General features: G+C 67.2%; 15 protein-coding genes and 1 other RNA gene. 7 read left to right on the top strand and 9 right to left on the bottom strand.

All coding sequences use genetic code 11. The features are described 5' to 3' along the window. The first annotated feature begins 181 nt into the window (after positions 1-181). Positions 182-2,005 carry an aminopeptidase P family protein gene (locus tag ACFQU1_RS06125; RefSeq protein ID WP_378130365.1) on the top strand — a complete coding sequence of 608 codons (1,824 nt, stop codon included), beginning with the start codon at positions 182-184 and terminating at the stop codon, positions 2,003-2,005. A gap of 38 nt (positions 2,006-2,043) precedes the next feature. Here ACFQU1_RS06125 and ACFQU1_RS06120 read toward each other — a convergent pair whose 3' ends face one another. Genes ACFQU1_RS06120 through ACFQU1_RS06110 form a run of 3 tightly spaced genes read right to left on the bottom strand, consistent with a single transcriptional unit; the run spans position 2,044 to position 3,931 of the window. Next, positions 2,044-2,346 (bottom strand): AzlD family protein, encoded by a 303-nt coding sequence (locus tag ACFQU1_RS06120; RefSeq protein ID WP_378130363.1) that lies wholly within the window; start codon positions 2,344-2,346, stop codon positions 2,044-2,046. After that, entirely contained in the window at positions 2,343-3,074 is a 732-nt protein-coding gene (locus ACFQU1_RS06115; protein WP_378130361.1) for an AzlC family ABC transporter permease, read from the bottom strand. Before ACFQU1_RS06115 ends, ACFQU1_RS06120 begins: the two co-directional genes overlap by 4 nt. After that, positions 3,071-3,931, bottom strand: coding sequence for an AraC family ligand binding domain-containing protein (locus ACFQU1_RS06110; RefSeq protein WP_378130359.1), 861 nt, complete (start codon positions 3,929-3,931; stop codon positions 3,071-3,073). The genes ACFQU1_RS06115 and ACFQU1_RS06110 overlap by 4 nt, the downstream gene beginning before the upstream one ends. 242 nt (positions 3,932-4,173) lie before the next feature. On the opposite strand from ACFQU1_RS06110, the gene ACFQU1_RS06105 reads away from it, so the two are divergent. Next, positions 4,174-4,386: a hypothetical protein gene (locus tag ACFQU1_RS06105; protein WP_378130357.1), complete on the top strand. Its 213-nt coding sequence runs from the start codon at positions 4,174-4,176 to the stop codon at positions 4,384-4,386. A 211-nt stretch (positions 4,387-4,597) separates the two neighbouring features. Further along, a complete protein-coding gene (locus tag ACFQU1_RS06100) occupies positions 4,598-5,593 on the top strand; it encodes an alpha/beta fold hydrolase (RefSeq protein WP_378131583.1) in 996 nt (331 codons plus the stop codon). Between the two features lie 6 nt (positions 5,594-5,599). Here ACFQU1_RS06100 and ACFQU1_RS06095 read toward each other — a convergent pair whose 3' ends face one another. Next, on the bottom strand, positions 5,600-8,017 hold the full coding sequence (locus tag ACFQU1_RS06095) for an ATP-dependent helicase (protein ID WP_378130355.1): 2,418 nt from the start codon (positions 8,015-8,017) through the stop codon (positions 5,600-5,602). A 175-nt stretch (positions 8,018-8,192) separates the two neighbouring features. On the opposite strand from ACFQU1_RS06095, the gene ACFQU1_RS06090 reads away from it, so the two are divergent. The 3 genes from ACFQU1_RS06090 to ACFQU1_RS06080 all read left to right on the top strand — a co-directional run bounded on the left by ACFQU1_RS06090 (position 8,193) and on the right by ACFQU1_RS06080 (position 13,957). Then, positions 8,193-8,507 carry a hypothetical protein gene (locus ACFQU1_RS06090; protein WP_378130353.1) on the top strand — a complete coding sequence of 105 codons (315 nt, stop codon included), beginning with the start codon at positions 8,193-8,195 and terminating at the stop codon, positions 8,505-8,507. 123 nt (positions 8,508-8,630) lie between these two features. Further along, positions 8,631-10,061: an FAD-binding oxidoreductase gene (locus ACFQU1_RS06085; protein WP_378130351.1), complete on the top strand. Its 1,431-nt coding sequence runs from the start codon at positions 8,631-8,633 to the stop codon at positions 10,059-10,061. 161 nt (positions 10,062-10,222) lie between these two features. Then, positions 10,223-13,957 (top strand): AsmA family protein, encoded by a 3,735-nt coding sequence (locus tag ACFQU1_RS06080; protein WP_378130349.1) that lies wholly within the window; start codon positions 10,223-10,225, stop codon positions 13,955-13,957. Between the two features lie 52 nt (positions 13,958-14,009). Here ACFQU1_RS06080 and ACFQU1_RS06075 read toward each other — a convergent pair whose 3' ends face one another. The 5 genes from ACFQU1_RS06075 to ssrA all read right to left on the bottom strand — a co-directional run bounded on the left by ACFQU1_RS06075 (position 14,010) and on the right by ssrA (position 17,278). Further along, positions 14,010-14,264, bottom strand: a complete 255-nt coding sequence (locus tag ACFQU1_RS06075) for a ribbon-helix-helix domain-containing protein (protein WP_378130347.1) — start codon at positions 14,262-14,264, stop codon at positions 14,010-14,012. Next, a complete protein-coding gene (locus tag ACFQU1_RS06070) occupies positions 14,261-14,479 on the bottom strand; it encodes a DUF4169 family protein (protein WP_378130345.1) in 219 nt (72 codons plus the stop codon). The genes ACFQU1_RS06075 and ACFQU1_RS06070 overlap by 4 nt, the downstream gene beginning before the upstream one ends. A gap of 181 nt (positions 14,480-14,660) precedes the next feature. Beyond that, positions 14,661-16,052, bottom strand: a complete 1,392-nt coding sequence (fumC, locus tag ACFQU1_RS06065) for a class II fumarate hydratase (RefSeq protein WP_378130343.1) — start codon at positions 16,050-16,052, stop codon at positions 14,661-14,663. Positions 16,053-16,196: 144 nt separating this feature from the next. Next, positions 16,197-16,865, bottom strand: coding sequence for an SspB family protein (locus ACFQU1_RS06060; RefSeq protein WP_378130341.1), 669 nt, complete (start codon positions 16,863-16,865; stop codon positions 16,197-16,199). A gap of 39 nt (positions 16,866-16,904) precedes the next feature. After that, positions 16,905-17,278, bottom strand: a transfer-messenger RNA (tmRNA) gene (ssrA, locus tag ACFQU1_RS06055). 350 nt (positions 17,279-17,628) lie between these two features. Between ssrA and ACFQU1_RS06050 the strand changes: the two genes are divergently transcribed. Beyond that, positions 17,629-17,919, top strand: a complete 291-nt coding sequence (locus ACFQU1_RS06050) for a hypothetical protein (protein ID WP_378130339.1) — start codon at positions 17,629-17,631, stop codon at positions 17,917-17,919. Positions 17,920-17,973 lie beyond the last annotated feature (54 nt).

The raw sequence follows: 17,973 nt of genomic DNA, 5'->3' as shown, positions 1-17,973 counted from the left end.
TCTCAGCCATGCATCACGCGCATGGATTGCGACTTGATTGATCGGTGGCCCGGTTCTTTTCGCGCCATCTGCCGCTTCGCTCGGCAGGCAGGCGCAGCGGACGGTGCTCCGTTGCGGGGCTGGGGCCGAGCACCTAAGCTCGCTCGGTGAGACAGTTGCGGCAACACCTGCAGGAACGGGTATGGCTTCGAGCATTTTCCAAAGCTTCGACAAGGCGACGAGCGCGGCGACGGGGGCGGAGCGGCTCGCAGCCCTGCGGATGGAACTCGCCCGGCGCGGTCTCGATGGCTTCATCGTGCCGCGGGCCGATGAGCATCAGGGTGAATATGTGCCCGCGAGTGCCGAGCGCCTTGCATGGCTGACAAGCTTCACAGGCTCGGCTGGCTATGCCGTCGTGCTCGCGGACAGGGCCGCCGTGCTCGTGGACGGCCGCTATACGCTGCAGGTGCGAGATGAGGTCGATCTGGCGCATTTCACGCCGGTGGCCATTGCCGACACGAGCCTGGAAGCCTGGATCGAGGCCAATCTGCCTGCCGATGCAAAGCTCGGCTACGATCCCTGGCTGCATACGGCCGATCAGGTTGCGCGGTTCGAGAAGGCGGCGACCGCGGCCGGTGGCACGCTGGTAGCCGCCTCGCCCAATCCGCTCGACGCGGTGTGGACTGACCTGCCTTCGCCGCCGCGGGCGCCTGCCGCCGTCCAGCCGCTCGCCTTTGCCGGGGAGGCCGCAGAGGACAAGATCGCGCGGGCGCGCGAGGCGCTCGCCAAGGCGCGTGCTGCGGCCCTGGTCATCAGCGATCCGCATAATCTCGCCTGGCTGTTCAACATCCGTGGCGCGGACGTGGGCCATACCCCGCTGATGCTCGGCTATGCGATCCTGCCGGCGGAGGGGCGCCCGACGATTTTCGTCGATCCCGCCAAGATCACCGACGAGGTCGCGGCGCATCTTGCGCCTCTTGCCGATGTGGCGCCGACCGATGCCTTCGTCCCAGCGCTCGAGGCGACGGCGCGGCGCGGCGCGGCGATCCGCATCGATGCGGCGACCGGGGCGGTCGCGCTGAAACAGGCGGTCGAGGCCGCCGGCGGCAAGGCGGATGTCGGCGCCGACCCGCTGACCAAGATGAAGGCGGTGAAGAACGCCGCCGAGCAGGAGGGCTCGCGCAGCGCCCACCGCCGCGACGGCGCCGCCATGGCTCGCTTCCTCGCCTGGTTTTCGCGCGAGGCGCCTTCGGGCCAGCTCACCGAGATCGACGCGGCCGAGCAGCTGGAGGGATTCAGGCGCGAGACCAATGCGCTGATGGACGTCTCCTTCCCGACGATCTCGGCGGCGGGCCCCAATGCGGCGCTGCCGCATTACCGCGTGACGCGCGCCTCCAATCGCGCAATCGAGCCGGGCATCTTCCTCGTCGATTCCGGTGCGCAATATCGCGACGGCACCACGGATATCACCCGCACGATGGCCGTTGGCGCCGTCAGCGACGAGATGCGGGATCGTTTCACGCGGGTGCTGAAGGGCCATATCGCGATCGCGACCGCGGTCTTTCCAAAAGGCACCTCCGGCGCGCAGATCGATGCCTTGGCGCGCCAGGCTTTATGGCAGGCAGGGCTCGACTTCGACCACGGCACGGGCCACGGCATCGGCGCCTATCTTTCCGTGCACGAGGGGCCGCAGCGCATCTCAAAGCTCGGCACGGTGCCGCTCGAGCCCGGCATGATCCTCTCGAACGAGCCCGGCTATTACAAGGAAGGCGCCTACGGCATCCGCATCGAGAATCTCATTCTGGTCGAGCCGCGCGACATTCCGGGCGCCGAGCGGCCGATGCTCGGCTTCGAGACATTGTCTTTCACGCCGATCGACCGGGCGCTGATCGAGCCGAGCCTCCTAACGGCCGACGAGATCGCTTGGCTCGACCGCTATCATGCAGAGGTTCTCGCGCGCATCGGCCCGGCCGTCGACGAGGAGACGCGGGCCTGGCTCGTCGAGGCGACGAAGCCGTTGGCGTGAAGCGGCTCGACCCTCCCCTCGATGGGAGGGTCGACGCGCTAACCCATCAAGGCGCGCAGGGCGACGACGGCGGCGACGCCGACGGCGATCGTGGCGAGCAGCGGCAGGCGGGTGGCGGCAGCGGCCGTAATCAGCGCGGCGAGGGTTTCCGGCCAGCCAGTGGCGAGCGCGCTCGGCGCGATCACGGCGATCAGCACGGCGGGTGGGATGGCGTCGAAAGCAGCCTTGGCGCGCCCGCTCAGCGCAAGCCGGCCGGCCAGCATGATGCCGGCGATGCGCGTGAGATAGGTGACGATGGCCATGCCGAGGATGGCGACGAGTGCTGCGCTGTCGATCGTCATGCCGCTCCCTCCGCCTCCGCCGGGGCTGCGATATAGGCGGCGGCAATGCCGGCGAGCGCGCCGGCCGCCACATGCCACGGCGGACCGAGGGTGACATAGGTGAGGGCGGCGACACCGCCGCTTGCGGCAATGGTGGCCGCCGTCACCCTCCCGTTCCAGAAGCCGGCGACAAGGCCGATGAAGAGCGCGGTGAAGGCAAAGTCGGCGCCGACCTGTCGCGGATCGCCCAGGAAAGCGCCGATGCCGGCCCCGACGAAGGTCGAGCCGATCCAGGCTGTCGGCAGCATGGTGGCGAGCGCGAACCAATAGGCCGGTGTGAGCCGGGCCTTCAAGGCGCGGCGTTCGGCGAGCGCCCAGCTTTCATCGGTCAGGAAATAAAAGCCGAGGTAGCGCTGCCAGGGCGAGAACAGCCCGGTCTTGGGCGTCAGCGAAGCCCCCATGAGGATATGACGCGCATTGATCAGCAGTGTGGAGAAGATAAGCGCCGCGACCGGCACGGGATGGGTCCAGAGCTCGAGCGCGGCGAATTGGGCGCCGCCGGCGAAGACGAGCACGGACATGAGGCCGGCCTCCAGGACCGAGAGGCCCTTGGCGCTGGCGAGCGCACCGAAAAGAAGGCCGATCGGGACCGCAGCGATGGCGACGGGCGCGATGGCGGCAAGGCCGGCGCGCCACTCGCGCCAGCGCTCGTCCCGCCGCTCTCGGGCGGGCACGCTGGCGGCCGTCATGCGGCGAGCGCCGTCCGATAGGCGCCGGGCGTCACGCCGAGCCGCGCCTTGAAGGCGCGCGTGAGATGGGCCTGGTCGCTGAAACCGGTGGCAACTGCGGCCGCCGCCGGGGTCTCGCCACGCTTCAGCCGCGCCTGTGCGGCGATGATGCGGCGGTCGACGAGAAAGGCATGCGGCGTCAATCCCGTCTCGCGGCGGAAGGCGCGGATGAGATGATGGCGCGGCAGCCCGGCCTCCGCGGCGAGTTTTGCCAGCGTCAGGTCTTCCGCGTGGCGCTCGATCATCAAGGCCTTGAGGCGCTCGACCGCTGCCCGCTCCCGACCGGTCGGCGCGGGCGCAAGGCCCGCATGGCGCGCCAGGCAGTGGGCATAGGCGCGGTAGAAGAGCTCCTCCCCGGCGAGTTCCTCGCCGCGCTCCATGGCCTCATGCGCGGCGACGAAGAGGGCGGCGCCTTCCGGGTCATGGACGACCGTCGTTGCAAAGAAGGGCGTGGCGGTCATCGGCCGGCCCATGATCTCGGTCGCGATACGCTGCATCATCGCAACCGAGGGATAGCTCATGCGATAGCTGTAGCCGCCTTCGTGCGGCGCACCGTCGTGGACTTCCCCCGGATTGATGAAGACGAAGCGGCCGGGGGTCGCATAGCCGCGGATGCCGCGCACCGTCCAGGTTTCGCAGCCCTCGACGATGGAGCCGACGACATAGGTGTCGTGCGTATGCGGCACGTAGCAATGGGTGCGGAAGGTCGCCGTGAGGCAGTCGAGGTCTTCGAACTGCCGACAGGCGAAAAAGCGCGTTCGTTCGCCGCGCGCGAGCGGCGAAAAGCCCATGGAGTCGTGGGGGGCGGTCGTGTCCATGGCCGAAATCTAGCGTGCCGGACGGCGAAGTCTTGAAAAAAAGTGACGACCCGACAGGCCACCGGCCCCGTTGCCGTCGCCGGACGGACTGGTCCCTGCGCGACGAAGCGTCGGATGCCGTGAACCTTTTGATCGACCTGAGAGGGCGCCGGTCGGTCTCGCGTGGGAACGAGACAAGCTGCGGCCGCATTGTTGTCGGCAAGCGGCCGGTCCGTTCCGGCCCCCATCAGTCGGAGAGGGTGATGAGAGCCATTCTGTTCGTTACGCTTTGCGCAGGTCTCGGCCTTGCCGCCTGCACCACCACCGAGCAACGGGTCGGCGGAGCGGCTGCGGGCGCCGGCGTTGGTGCGATCGGCGGGCCGGTCGGTGCGGTGGCTGGCGGTGCCGTCGGCGCGGTGGCGGGGCCGAGCGTCGGCCAGGCCACGGGCGTGCCGCAGTCCGGCCGGCGTCGGTAGTCGGCGACGAGCCGCCCATGCCGGTGTGCAGGCAGCCTGCCGGTCGCGGCTCTGCTCGCCCTCAAGTGAACGTGATGCACAGCGCCTAGTCTCGGCCGCATCGGAGTGGCAGTTTCGCGCCGCTCCGGCGCGGACTGCGAGCCTTTTCGGTCCGCGCCGGCCCGTCCCCTCATCAAAGGAGCGCGACCGGGTGAAGAATGCCCTTGCTTGGATGGCCCTCGTGACTGCAGCGATTGCCGCTGCACCCGCAATTGCGGCCGATGTGCCCGCTTATGGCCCCAACCTCGAGTCCTTCGACTATCCCCATCCGGTCGAGCGGTTTGATTTCCAGTCGCAACAGCAGACGCTGTCGATGGCCTATATGGACGTGAAGCCGCAGACGCCGAACGGCCATACGGTCGTGCTGCTACACGGCAAGAACTTCTGCGGCGCCACCTGGGAAGGCACCATCAAGCCGCTGTCGGAGGCCGGCTACCGGGTGATCGTCCCCGACCAGATCGGCTTCTGCAAGTCGACGAAGCCGAAGGCCTATCAATACAGCCTGCAGCAACTCGCGGCGAATACCCACGCCCTCACCGAGAAGCTCGGCGCCGGCCGCATCATCCTGATGGGGCATTCCATGGGCGGCATGCTCGCCATGCGCTATGCCCTGATGTACCCCGATCAGCTGGAAGCGCTCGCGCTGGTCGACCCGATCGGGCTCGAGGATTGGAAGGCGAGGGGCGTACCCTTCCAGACCGTCGACGATTGGTACAAGGGCGAACTCAATACCAGCTACGACCGGATCAAGAACTACCAGCTGCACACCTACTACGTCGGCCAGTGGCGGCCGGAATACGACAGATGGGTGAAGATGCTCGCCGGCATGTATGCGGGCGAGGGGCGGGAGCTCGTCGCCTGGAACCAGGCGCTCACCTACGACATGGTCTTCACGCAGCCCGTCGTCTACGAGCTCGGCAACATCAAGGTGCCGACGGTGCTCTTCATCGGTGCCAAGGACAATACCGCCATCGGCAAGAACCTGGCCCCGCCGGAAGCCCGGACATCGCTCGGCAATTACGCCGCGCTCGGCCCGGAGACGGCCAAGCGCATTCCCGGCGCCAAGCTCGTGATGTTCGAGGATCTCGGCCATTCGCCGCAGATCCAGGATCCCGACCGCTTCAACGCGGCGCTCCTGGAGAACCTGAAGGCGCTCGTCAGGCCCTGACCGTGCTCACTGCCGCTGGACGAAGCTGTCGAGCACCATCTTGCGGCCGGCTTTATCGAAGTCGACGGTCAGCTTGTTGCCGTCGACGGCTGCCACCGTGCCGGGTCCGAACTTCACATGGAAGACCCGGTCGGACGGCGTGAAGTCCGAGACGGCGCCGGTTGACTTCGCGACGAGCTCGCCCTCGATCAGCATGCCGCCGCGGCCGGTACCCGTCGCGGCACCGTGGCCGCCGCGTCCCTGGGCGAAGCCGCCACGGCTCGCGCCCGTGCCGCCACGGCCAAATCCCCCGCGCTCCTGCGCCCGTTTCCAGCCGGGCGTGGCATAGGACGACGTGAAGGGCTCGACCGTATCGAAGCGGCTCTTGCCATAGCTGCCGTAGGAAAAGGCGGCCGAGGCTTCCGTTACCTCGACATGCTCCTCCGGCAGTTCGTCGACGAAGCGGCTCGGCACGGTCGCATTCCACAGGCCATGGATGCGGCGGTTGGAGGCGAAATAGATCTTGGCGCGGCGGCGCGCGCGGGTGATGCCGACATGGGCGAGCCGGCGTTCCTCCTCGAGCCCGGCGCGGCCGCTCTCGTCGAGCGCGCGCTGGTTGGGAAAGAGCCCTTCCTCCCAGCCCGGCAGGAAGACCGTGTCGAATTCGAGCCCCTTGGCGGCGTGCAGCGTCATCAGGCTGACGCGATCCTCGCTGTCGTTTTCCACCGCATCCATGACGAGCGAGACATGTTCGAGGAAGCTCGGCAGGTCCGGAAATTCCTCCAGCGAGCGCACGAGCTCCTTCAGGTTCTCCAGCCGGCCGGCGGCTTCGGCCGAGCGGTCCTTCTGCCACATGTCTGTATAGCCGGACTCCTCCAGGATGGTCTCGGCCAGCTCCGTATGCGCCGCGGTTTCCAGGCGCTGCGACCAGCGTGCGAAGGCGGCGATGAGGTCGCGTAGCGCGCCGCGCGGCTTAGGCTTCAGCTCTTCCGTCTCGATGATGTAGCGCGCCGCTTCCATCAGCGGAATCTTGGCGGCGCGGGCGTGGCCGTGCAGCACCTGCAGCGTCGCTTCGCCCAAGCCGCGCTTCGGCGTGTTGAGGATGCGCTCGAAGGCGAGATCGTCCGCCGGCTGCGCCACGCAGCGGAAATAGGCGAGCGCGTCGCGGATTTCCATGCGCTCGTAGAAGCGCGGGCCGCCGATGACGCGATAGGGAAGGCCCAACTGCACGAAGCGGTCTTCGAGCTCGCGCATCTGGGCGGAGATGCGCACGAGGATGGCGATTTCCGAAAGCGCATGGCCCTTGGATTGCAGCGCTTCGATCTCCTCGCCGACGAGCCGCGCCTCTTCCTCGGAATCCCAAGCGCCGGTGATCGTCACCTTCTCGCCCGGTTCATCCTCGGTGCGCAGCGTCTTGCCGAGACGGCCCTCGTTATGGGCGATGAGATGGGAGGCGGTCGCCAGGATATGCGCATGGGAGCGATAGTTGCGCTCCAGGCGGATCACCACGGCGCCGAGAAAGTCGTGCTCGAAGCGCAGGATGTTGTCGACCTCGGCGCCGCGCCAGCCGTAGATCGACTGGTCGTCGTCGCCGACGCAGGCGAGGTTGCGCTGCCCCGGCTCACGCCCCTGCGCCAGGAGCCTCAGCCACAGATATTGCGCGACATTGGTGTCCTGGTACTCGTCCACCAGCATGTAGCGGAAGCGCTGCTGGTATTGCGCGAGCACGTCCGGATGCTCGCGAAAGAGGCGGATGGCCTCGGTCAGGAGGTCGCCGAAATCGGCGGCGTTCAGGATCTTCAGGCGTTCCTGGTAGAGTCGGTAGAGATGAGCGCCGCGCCCGCCGGCGAAGGCGGCGGCTTCGCCGTGCGGCACCTGGTCGGGGCCGAGCGCGCGGTTCTTCCAGCCGTCGATGATGCTGGCGAGCTGCCGGGCCGGCCAGCGCTTCTCGTCGATGTTCTCCGCCTGGATCACCTGCTTCATCAGGCGGATCTGGTCGTCCACGTCGAGGATCGTGAAATCGCTCCTGAGCCCGACGAGCTCGGCGTGGCGGCGCAGGATCTTGGTGCAGATGGCATGGAAGGTGCCGAGCCAGGGCATGCCCTCGGCCTGCGGACCGATGAGGGTCGCTATGCGCGCCTTCATTTCGCGCGCCGCCTTGTTGGTGAAGGTGACGGCGAGAATGTCGAAGGGGCGGGCGCGACCGGTCGCGACGAGATGGGCGATGCGGGTCGTCAGCACCCGCGTCTTGCCGGTGCCGGCGCCGGCGAGCACGAGCACCGGTCCCTCGGTCGTCTCGACCGCGAGCCGCTGCTCAGGATTGAGGCCGGCGAGATAGGCGGCGGGTGCCGCTGCCGCCCGCGCCCGTTCGCTGAGGCTCGTGCCGCGCGAGGCAGGCCGCATGTCGTCGGCGCTGTCGCCAAGCTTGGGAGAGAGCTGATTCATATCCCGATTCATAGCCGACCTTGGACCAAAAGGCGAACGGCACGGCGAATACCCGACAGGGGAAAAGTGAGCGGCCGCAGCTTGATTGCCAATGATAAACCCTTGGTCGCGACGTCATGTCGTCCCATATTTCGTTTGGGCCGACCCTATATCGTGAACATAGGAGGCGGGTGAGATGCGGCACGCACGAAAAGAAGCAACTGAATGGGGCACAGGCAGGCGCGGGGCGGCGACGCTTCTGCGTGGGGCGTGTCTCGCCATGATTGCGCTCGCCTCGCTTGCGGCGGCGACCGGCGCCCAGGCTCAGAGCGACAGCGAGTTCCAGCGTTTCTACGGTTCGCAGAACCAGCAGATTCAGCAGCGGCTGCAGGATACCCAACAGCGGCAGTATCAGCAGCAGCAGTTCAATACTCTGCGCGACCAGCAGATGCGCCAGCAACTGCGGCCGCCGCCCGTGCCGCCGCCGCCAGCCCCGACCCTGCGTCGCTAAGCGTCGTCATTGGCGTGGAGAGCCTTGCCTCCCGCGGGAATGGCGTTATGCCATGACGATGGGAGCGATCGGCGGCGATGGTGTCGCGGCCGTCGAGACCGCGAGGCATGAGGCTCGATCGAGATGCTGAACACCATTGAGGCGCAATCCGCCGGGCACGGCCCCGCCCGCCCCTCTGCCGACGCCTTGGAGCGTGTCATTGGCGCATTGACGGCGGAGTTCGGCGACAGGCTCGCGACCAGCCAGGCGGTGCGCGAGCAGCACAGCAATACGCTCACCTGGGTCGCATCGCAGCCACCGGACGCGGTGGTCTATCCGCGGACGACCGCGGAGGTCGCCTCGATCGTCAAACTCTGCGCGGCGCATCGCGTGCCGATCATTCCGTTTGGCACCGGCACCTCCTTCGAGGGGCATGTGAACGCCCCCTTCGGCGGCATCTCGGTCGACACGAGCCAGATGAAGCGCGTCATCGCGGTTCACGCCGAGGATCTCGACTGCGTCATCGAGCCCGGCGTCACGCGCAAGGAATTGAACGACTATCTGCGCGATCAGGGGCTGTTCTTTCCGATTGACCCCGGCGCCGACGCTTCGCTCGGCGGCATGGTGGCGACGCGGGCGTCCGGCACCAATGCGGTGCGCTACGGGACGATGAAGGACAATGTCCTGTCGCTCACGGTCGTCATGCCGAACGGCGAGGTGGTCACGACCGCACGCCGGGCCAAGAAATCCTCGGCCGGCTATGACCTGACCCGGCTCTTCGTCGGCTCTGAGGGAACGCTCGGCATCATCACCGCGATCACGCTCAAGCTGCAGGGCATACCGGAGGCGATCTCGGCCGGCATCTGCCCCTTCCCGAGCGTCCGCGCGGCGTGTGACGCGACCATCCTCACGATCCAGTCGGGGTTGCCGGTCGCCCGCATCGAGCTGCTCGACCAGGCTATGGTCGCCGCCCTCAATATCCATTCGAAGCTCGCGCTGCCGGACACGCCGCTGCTCCTGATCGAGTTCCATGGCACCGATGCGGGTGTGCGGGAGCAGGCCGAGCGGTTCGGCGACATCGCCGAGGAACTCGGGGGCGGCCCCTTCACCTGGGCGACGAAGGCGGAGGACCGGACGAAGCTTTGGCAGGCCCGACATGACGCCTATTGGGCGTCGCTGTCCTTGCGGCCGGGGGCGCGCCCCGTGCCAACCGACGTTTGCGTGCCGATCTCGCGGCTGGCGGACTGTGTGGAGGAAACGCGGCGCGATATCGAGGAGAGCGGCTTCATCGCCACCATCGTCGGCCATGTGGGCGACGGCAATTTCCACGTGCAGCCGCTCGTCATGCCCGACGATCCGGCGGAAGTCGCCGTGCTCGACGCTTTTCTCGAGCGCCTCGTGGCACGGGCGCTCGCCATGGAGGGTACCTGCACGGGCGAGCACGGCGTCGGCCACAAGAAGATGAAATATCTCGAAGCAGAGCACGGTTTGCCCGCGCTCGATCTGATGCGCAGCCTGAAGCGCAGCATCGATCCGCTCAATATCATGAACCCCGGCAAGATCGTGGCGGTGTGAAATCGATGCGAAAGCGTTCATTTGCGGCAGATGAGAGATCCCGTAGGCCGATCTGATCACCTCAAGGCCGCAGAATTCGCTACACTGTGCCGTGTCAGTCGGTGCCTTGGCCGGCAGAAGGCTCGACTGACATCGGTCGATCGGTTCACGAGCGGTTAAGCGTGCGCGACATCCTCACCATTCTGGCAGCCCTGGTCATCGTCGCGTTGAGCGCGGCTTTGGCCGTGCCTTATTTCGTCGACTGGGACGCGAGGCGGGCGGATGTGGAGCTCGCGCTCGGGCACGCGCTCGGGCTGCCGGTGACCACCCAGGGCGATATCAAGCTGCGGCTTCTGCCGTCGCCGCGGCTCGTTCTCGGCAAGGTGAGCTTCGGGGCGCCGGGCGCCGGCCAGCCCGGCATTGCCGCGGATGCGCTGTCGGTGGAGCTAGACGCGACCGCGCTTCTCACCGGCACGATCCGCGTGGTCGAGGCCGACCTGACCCAGCCGGTCATGACCGTTATCGCCGAGCCCGACGGCAGCCTGCGGCTGCCGCAGCCGCGGACGGCCATCGATGTGCCGGCCCATACGGTCGGCATTGAGAAGATGACCGTCAATGACGGCCGCCTGCGGATCATCGAGGGCGGTGGCGGTGCGCGTGAGCTGGGGCCGGTGACGGCCGAGGTACAGGCCACGACGCTGGCTGGACCGTGGCGTGTCGCCGGCACGATCGGCGCGATTCCCATGCGGCTCTCCACCGGCACCTTGGATGGCGATGGGCAGCTTCAGCTCAAGGCGAGTTTCGGCCAGCCGGGCAGCAGCCATCTCGACTTCGACGGCGACGTGGTGCTCGCCTCCACCGGGCAAAGCCTGAAGCCGCAGGTCACCGGCCGGCTCCAGCTCGCCGTTCCATTCGGGGGCGGGCAGGCCACCCCAGCAGCGGCGCCTGCCGCTCCGGGCGAAATTCAGCCCGGCCTGACGGCTTCCGCGACCGTGAAGAGCAGCGGTGGGCATGCGACGCTCGAAGGTATCGAGATCACGAACACCGGCGATGGCCCAGGTGCGACGCTTGCGGGCGGCGGTACATTCGACCTCGACCAGGACGGACCGACGCTCGCCCTCGATCTCGATGCACGGCGGCTTGATCTCGGTGCCATCGACGGGGCCGCAGCAGGCATGAGGGATCTCGGTCGCATGCTTGCCGACACCTGGCCGGGGCTCAAGGCGAGCGTTGCGGTCAAGGCAGCAAGCATCGCCCTGGCCGGCGAAGAGTTCGGCCCTGCGGAAGCCGCTTTCCGCCGAGAAGGCGATCGGCTCGCGGTTGAGCGTTTCACGCTTGGGGGCGCGGGAGACGCCCGCTTTGCTGCCTCCGGCACGCTCGGCCTGGTTGGCGGGCTCGACTTTTCCGGCCATGTGCAACTCGCCGTGCGGGAGCCGGCTCGCCTCGCGCCCTCCCTCGCGCGCATGGGCGCCCCCGCAACCTTAACCACGGCGCTGGCGGTCCTGCCGTCATCGACGCTCGCGGCTGACGTGGCGGTCTCGCCCGTCGTTTTCGCGGCGCGCAATATCCGCTTTGCCGCCGGTGACTCCCGCCTCTCCGGTCTCGTTCGCTACACGCCGCCGCTTGGCCTGGAGCGGGCCCGTTTTGAGGCGCAACTCGCCGGCAAGGGTGTCGATCTCGGCGGGCTGCCGCTCTTCGATGCCGGGGCGACCATGCTCGCTTCGGCCGATGTCGGTCTCGCGATCGATATCGATGCGCCCCGGTTCGGACCGGTTCCGTCGCCCGGTGGGCGGCTCAAGGCCCGCATCACCAGCACCTCCGAGGCGCTGACCATCGACGGCGCCGAGATGACCAATGTCGATGGCGCCAATCTCACCCTGGCCGGTCGGCTCGGCCGCGAGGGCGGGCAGATCGAAGGCCGGCTGACGGCACCGCGTCCGGCGACGATCGCGGCCATGGTGGCGCGGTTTCTGCCGGAGCCGCTGGCCAAGAGCCTGGCTTGGGTGGCGCCCCAGGCAGCGCCGCTCGATCTCGCCATCCGCGCCGAGCGTCGCGACGCCCGCGCACCGATCACCGCCACGATGGAGGGGCAGGGGGCGGACACCTCCTTCCACATCACCGCGCGGCTGCCATCGGGGGCGGCATCCGGCGGGGCTGATGCCGCTGCTGTGAGGGCGGAGATCCAGGCGCCCGACGGGGCCGATCTTCTGCGCCAGCTGGGCGCCGATGTAGCGCCGGTGGCCGGCACCGGCCCCGGCCGGCTGACATTCGATCTCACCGGGCCTTCGCTCGCCGATCTCAGGGGCCGAGGTCAATTGACAGCGGCCGGTGCCGTGGTGACGGCGGACGGGCGGCTCGATCTCCTGCAAGGGGCGGGCGTCGGCGGAGAGGGCATGCAGGGACGCCTCGTGCTCGAAACGCATGATCTCGCGACCCCTACCCAAGTGCTGGCGCGGTCGTTCCCGGGGCTCACCCCGGGCACGCCCGCCCGGATCGCGGCAAATGCGGCCTGGGGCGCGCAGGGCCTTTTCCTGAAGGATCTCAGTGGCACGGTCGGCGGCAGTGCGGTCTCCGGTCAGCTTGCCGTCGGCACGGATGGTCGCATCGACGGCGCTCTGAGCGTGCCGCGGCTCGCCCTGGCCGGTGTGGTCGGGCTTTCGCTCGGGCCCCTTCCGCCGCCGAGCAAAGGACAAATCTGGCCGTCCGGCCGTTTCATAGAAGCGCAGCCACCCATCATCGGCCGGGTGGCGCTGAAGGTCGGGCAGCTCGATGTCGTCAACGACATCGCCCTCGACGACAGCCGATTCACGCTCGAACTCGCGCCGGACGGGATCGCTCTGCGCGATCTGGCCGGACGTCTCGGTACGGGGACGGTCACGGCCAATCTCAAGCTGCAGCGGCAGGGAACGCTCGCGGCTCTGACGGGCAATGTCGCGCTCGCCGGAGTCAGCCAGGCCGTGCTCTTGGGGCCTGGCTTCGATGGAACCCTGTCAGGACGGCTTGAGGCTGCCGGGTCCGGCGAAAGCGCGGCGGGGCTCGTGACCAATCTCGCCGGCGGCGGCGAGTTGACGGCAGACGGTATGCGCCTCGACCATATCGACCCCACCGTTCTCTCGCGGGTCATCGCCCAACTCCTCGCCCAGGATCAGATCCGTGCGGACGCGGCCTTCGTGCGTGACCAGGTGGCCGGCGAGATCGGCAAGGCCGCCTGGCCGGTCTCGCGGGTCGTCGCGCCCGTGACGCTGTCGGGCGGCACGGCGCGCGTCGGACCGATTACGCTTGAAGCGAAGGGTGCCACCTTGCGTGTAACCGGGACGGTGGACCTCGGCAGCTTCAATGTCGACGCGCGCGGTACGCTTGCGGCGCGGACGGCTCCGCCCGGCTGGACCGGAGCAGCGCCGGAACTGTCGCTCGTCTGGCGGGGGCCGCTTCTTGCGCCGGGCCGCAGCATCGATGCGGCGGCGCTCGCCAATGGGCTTGCCGTCGTTGGTCTGGCGCGCGAACTCGACCGCATCGATAAGCTCGAGGCGGACGCCAAGGAGCGGGCCGAGCGAATGCGGCAACTGCGCCTTGAACGGGAGCGGCTGGCTGCGGAAAAGCGTGCCGCCGAGCAACGCGACAGGCTGGATCCGGCGACGACCGGGACGACGACGCCTGGCGGGAGCCAGCCAGCACCTGCTTCCCCTCCGACGGCGCCACCGCAGGACAGCTCCGCGGCACCCACGATCCAACCGATACCGCCGGATGCCCAGCGCGAGGTGTATGGTGAAAGTCGGGCCGAGGCTGTGGGTCAGCACTCGGTCAGCGATCATGGCGTGCGACCGGCGCCGCCTCGATCGCCCAGCCCGCCTCGCTCCGCCCCCCGTTCAGGGGCGCCTCTCGATCTCAGCCCCGACGCGCTCGCGCCGGTGCGGTAAAGCAGGCACGGGGCGCGGGCACGTTCGATCGGTTCCGCCTTGAGAAGGCGCCTTAGTTCGACGACGCGCGGGTACGGTAGTGCTGAAGAACCGTGACCCGGATCGCTGACGAGAGATTGTTGCCGGCGCGCTCGGCGTCGATCGAGGCGATCAGCTCAGCGATCGGCTGTTTGCGTCCGGCGGCGATTTCCTTCAGCGCCTCCCAAAAGGGCTCCTCGAGCGAAACGCTCGTTCGGTGTCCGGCGATGACGACGGACCTTTTGGCGACGAAGCTTCGTGGCCTGGATTGTTTCGTTGCCGGCATCATGATGGGGGATCGCCGTCGGCGCTCCCAACCCGAGCAGCGACCAGACGATGGCCTTCGTGCTGGTGCTCCGTGCGCCGCTCACCGTCCTTGCGCGCGCGACGTAATGACGTCGGCTCGCCATGCCGGATGCGGTTACGTTCGGCTTCCGCTTCGCGCTCGGCCCGGGCCTTCGCCTTGCGCGCCTGTCGCAGATTGACGATATCCGTCATGATCATCCGCCAATTATCGTTACCCTCTGGGAATAACATTATACCTGATCTTCGGGCTTTCTGGAGGCAGCACCGTAAGCGGTAGCGTCCACCATCTAGAGCAGGATGCGATCCGGCTTGCTCGGAACCTGCTCTAAGCCTTTGAAGTCATTATGTCTCAATTGGGCCCGGTATGGGAAATGCTAATCTAGTGTGGGTGCAACATGTCCTGCGGCCGCACGACGGCATCGAACTCCTCGCCGGTGACGGCACCGGATTTCAGCGCCTCCTCCCGCAAGGTCGTGCCGTTGTGGTGAGCGGCCTTGGCGATCGCCGCCGCCGTATCGTAGCCGACCTTGGGCGCGAGCGCCGTCACGAGCATCAGCGACCGGTGCATCAGATCCTCGATACGGGCGATATTCGGCTCGATGCCGACGACGCAATTGTCGGCGAAGCTGATGGACGCATCGGCGAGGAGCCGCACCGATTGCAGGAAGGCGTGGCCGATCACCGGCTTGAAGACGTTGAGCTCGAGATGGCCCTGGGCTCCGGCGAAGGCGACGGTTGTCTCATTGCCGAGCACCTGGGCCGCGACCATCGTCATGGCTTCCGCCTGGGTCGGGTTCACCTTTCCCGGCATGATCGAAGAGCCGGGCTCGTTTTCCGGCAATGACAGCTCGCCAAGCCCCGAGCGCGGGCCGGAGCCGAGGAGGCGAATATCATTGGCGATCTTGTGCAGCCCGGCGGCGAGGCTCGTCAGTGCGCCATGGGCGAAGACCACGGCGTCGTGGCTCGCGAGCGCTTCGAATTTGTTCGGCGCGGTGATGAAGGGCAGGCCGGTGATTTCGGCGACCTTGGCGGCGAAGGCCTCGGCGAAGGCGGGATGGGTGTTGAGCCCTGTGCCGACGGCCGTGCCGCCCTGGGCGAGCCGGTAAAGATCTTCCAGGGATTTCTTGATGCGGGAGATGCCGAGCTCGACCTGCATGGCATAGCCGGAGAACTCCTGGCCGAGGGTGACCGGGGTCGCATCCTGCAAATGGGTGCGGCCGATCTTGACGATATCCTTGAAGGCTTCGGCCTTCCCGGCAAGCTCCTGGTGGAGATGCTCGAGCGCCGGCAGGAGACGCCCCGTGATCTCGCGCGCGGCCGCGATATGGATCGCTGTGGGGAAGGAATCGTTGGAGGACTGGCCACGGTTGACGTGGTCGTTCGGATGCACCGGCTTTTTAGAGCCGAGCTCGCCGCCGAGCATTTCGCTGGCGCGATTGCCGATGACCTCGTTGGCATTCATGTTGGATTGCGTGCCGGAGCCGGTCTGCCAGACGACCAGCGGGAAATGATCGTCGTACTTGCCGTCCATGACTTCGGCGGCCGCCGCCGCAATGGCATCAGCGAGCTTCGGATCGAGGACGCCGAGGTCCTTGTTGACGAGCGCCGCGGCCCGCTTGACGAGGGCGAGCGCATGGACGAGCGGCAGCGGCATGCGTTCGCCGCCGATGCGGAAGTTCTGCAGGGAGCGCTGGGTCTGGGCGCCCCAATAACGGTCGGCGGCAACCTCGATCGGGCCGAAGGAATCAGTTTCGCTGCGGGTCGTGGGCATTGAGCGCTCCTGTCGCGGTTCTGCGCTCGCATATAAGCCCAAGGCGATTGAGTCGAGAGGCGCTTGGACGGAAAGCTCAGGAGAAAGGTCGTCGCCCCGGCCGGTGTCTTTCTTTACGCGTCCACCGACCTTCAGGCATTCCCCTCAGGGCTTCTTGCGGAAGGCATCGAGGCTCACGACCTCGGCGCTCGCGTCGGCCTCGGCCGGCTCCCGTGGCGGCTTGGCAGAAACGCCGCCGTCCTTCTTGCCTGTCATGGCTGGGTTTGCGGCGGGCTGGCCGGGTGCCTTGGCTTGAGCGGGCTTGGCCGGAGCGGGCTTGGCAGGCGCAGCTGGCGTGCGTGTACCGCCCAGACCCGGCTTGGCCGCCTCGTCGCGGGCCGGCAGGCGGCCGATCGAGGCCTCCTTGCTGGGCGCTTCCCGGCCCGGCGCGTCCTCATCCGGATCGGCAACGGCGTCCCCGTCCATCTCGAATTTCAGGCCGAAATCGACGGAAGGGTCGAAGAAGCCGGTCACTGCGTCAAAAGGCACAACCAGACGCTCGGGCACAGTCGAGAAGGACAGTCCCACCTCGAATCCCTGGTCGGTGACCGTGAGGTCCCAAAACTGGTGCTGCAGCACGATCGTCATGTCGTCCGGATAGCGTTCGCGCATGCGCGCAGAGAGCCGAACGCCCGGGGAATTCGTGCGGAACGAGATGTAGAAGTGATGGTCGCCGGGCAAGCCCTCGCGTGCCACCTCGGTGAGAACCTTGCGTACAACGCCACGCAGGGCTTCCTGGACATGCAGATCGTAGCGGATTTGATCCTGGGCCATCAGCTCGGAACGCTCGGAACGGGCAAACATCAAAAGTGAAGTGGAGGCTTCTGTTGCCAGGTGCCTCCGAACCCCGCCCGACGGGGCTAACCGCCGGGACTTTTAAATCGGGTACCTAAACTGCGTTACGCAGCCTGGGCAACCGGAGCATAGTTGTCGTTGGCAACTATAAGTTCGGCCCGATAACGGCGGAACCATGCCGGACAAAAGCCCACCCTTTACACCCTCGTCGATCCTATTTCGCCCCCGCCGAAGGGCACCGCCGGAGGTCGTCGACCTCGACAATGCCCTTGGGTGGAGGCGCCGGGTACCGCCCCCGGGTCCGATAGGCTTATTACGATGGCCGTTTATTGCCATAGCCGCCTTGCGACGGCATTCGTAATATAGGGACGTTGGAGGCCGGTGGGAAGATCGCCCGCGCATCCCCACACAAGTTCGGTATGCGCGCCCGCCGCGTTTTTTCGCCGCGGAGTAGCCGCTGGTGCCTGATCAGCCGCCGCGCAGACGCGCAGCAGAGCGGACGAGGCCGAGAAATACCTGGTATTTCGCTGATATGCGCCATCAAGCGGTGGATGCTGGTTAACCGTCGGAAATGCCTGACTTTTGTCGCCTTTCGACACGTATATAGTGCATCGTGAAACTAATACACGTTCCGGTGCATTCTGGTTTGCGATCAGTATTTTCTGATCTTTTGACGTGAGGTTTTGACATGTTGAAACATGCATTGCTTGTTGCGACCGCTGCATTTCTTGGCGGCATGACGATGACTGCGGCTCCGGCCTCCGCTCAGATGCTCGTTACCAGCGGATATGTGGCAGGCGGCCCGGTCTATCTCGACACGACCGCCGGCCCCTTCGTGCCGGGTTATACCCTGGCGCGGGGCATCCTCGGCGAGCGCGTTTATGTCCGTACCGCGCCGGCCGTCACCGAGGTCATCGCTGCGCCGGTTGTTCACCGCCAGGTGATCGTGACCCGCACTCGCGTCATGAAGCCCCGCTGGGCTCATATCGGCTACGCTCCGGTCTCCGAGGCCTTCTACGGCTACGCCTACTAAAATCGGGCTGTCTCCTCGGGACGGGGCAGCTCCGATTCGGCTGCCCCGTTCCGT

Source organism: Chelatococcus sp. GCM10030263, from assembly GCF_042666455.1.
Lineage (GTDB): Bacteria > Pseudomonadota > Alphaproteobacteria > Rhizobiales > Beijerinckiaceae > Chelatococcus.
Note: the sequence above shows the minus strand (reverse complement) of the source record. Positions and strands in the feature narration are given on the sequence as shown.

Excerpts from the sequence above, each read along its gene's own strand:
- ACFQU1_RS06085 (WP_378130351.1), top strand. The coding sequence starts at position 8,631 with ATGCTGAACACCATTGAGGCGCAATCCGCCGGGCACGGCCCCGCCCGC.
- ACFQU1_RS06095 (WP_378130355.1), bottom strand. The coding sequence starts at position 8,017 with ATGAATCAGCTCTCTCCCAAGCTTGGCGACAGCGCCGACGACATGCGG.
- ACFQU1_RS06115 (WP_378130361.1), bottom strand. The coding sequence starts at position 3,074 with ATGACGGCCGCCAGCGTGCCCGCCCGAGAGCGGCGGGACGAGCGCTGG.
- ACFQU1_RS06120 (WP_378130363.1), bottom strand. The coding sequence starts at position 2,346 with ATGACGATCGACAGCGCAGCACTCGTCGCCATCCTCGGCATGGCCATC.
- ACFQU1_RS06070 (WP_378130345.1), bottom strand. The coding sequence starts at position 14,479 with ATGATCATGACGGATATCGTCAATCTGCGACAGGCGCGCAAGGCGAAG.
- ACFQU1_RS06075 (WP_378130347.1), bottom strand. The coding sequence starts at position 14,264 with ATGATGCCGGCAACGAAACAATCCAGGCCACGAAGCTTCGTCGCCAAA.
- ACFQU1_RS06060 (WP_378130341.1), bottom strand. The coding sequence starts at position 16,865 with ATGGCCCAGGATCAAATCCGCTACGATCTGCATGTCCAGGAAGCCCTG.
- ACFQU1_RS06090 (WP_378130353.1), top strand. The coding sequence starts at position 8,193 with ATGCGGCACGCACGAAAAGAAGCAACTGAATGGGGCACAGGCAGGCGC.
- ACFQU1_RS06100 (WP_378131583.1), top strand. The coding sequence starts at position 4,598 with ATGGCCCTCGTGACTGCAGCGATTGCCGCTGCACCCGCAATTGCGGCC.
- fumC (WP_378130343.1), bottom strand. The coding sequence starts at position 16,052 with ATGCCCACGACCCGCAGCGAAACTGATTCCTTCGGCCCGATCGAGGTT.
- ACFQU1_RS06050 (WP_378130339.1), top strand. The coding sequence starts at position 17,629 with ATGACTGCGGCTCCGGCCTCCGCTCAGATGCTCGTTACCAGCGGATAT.
- ACFQU1_RS06105 (WP_378130357.1), top strand. The coding sequence starts at position 4,174 with ATGAGAGCCATTCTGTTCGTTACGCTTTGCGCAGGTCTCGGCCTTGCC.
- ACFQU1_RS06110 (WP_378130359.1), bottom strand. The coding sequence starts at position 3,931 with ATGGACACGACCGCCCCCCACGACTCCATGGGCTTTTCGCCGCTCGCG.
- ACFQU1_RS06125 (WP_378130365.1), top strand. The coding sequence starts at position 182 with ATGGCTTCGAGCATTTTCCAAAGCTTCGACAAGGCGACGAGCGCGGCG.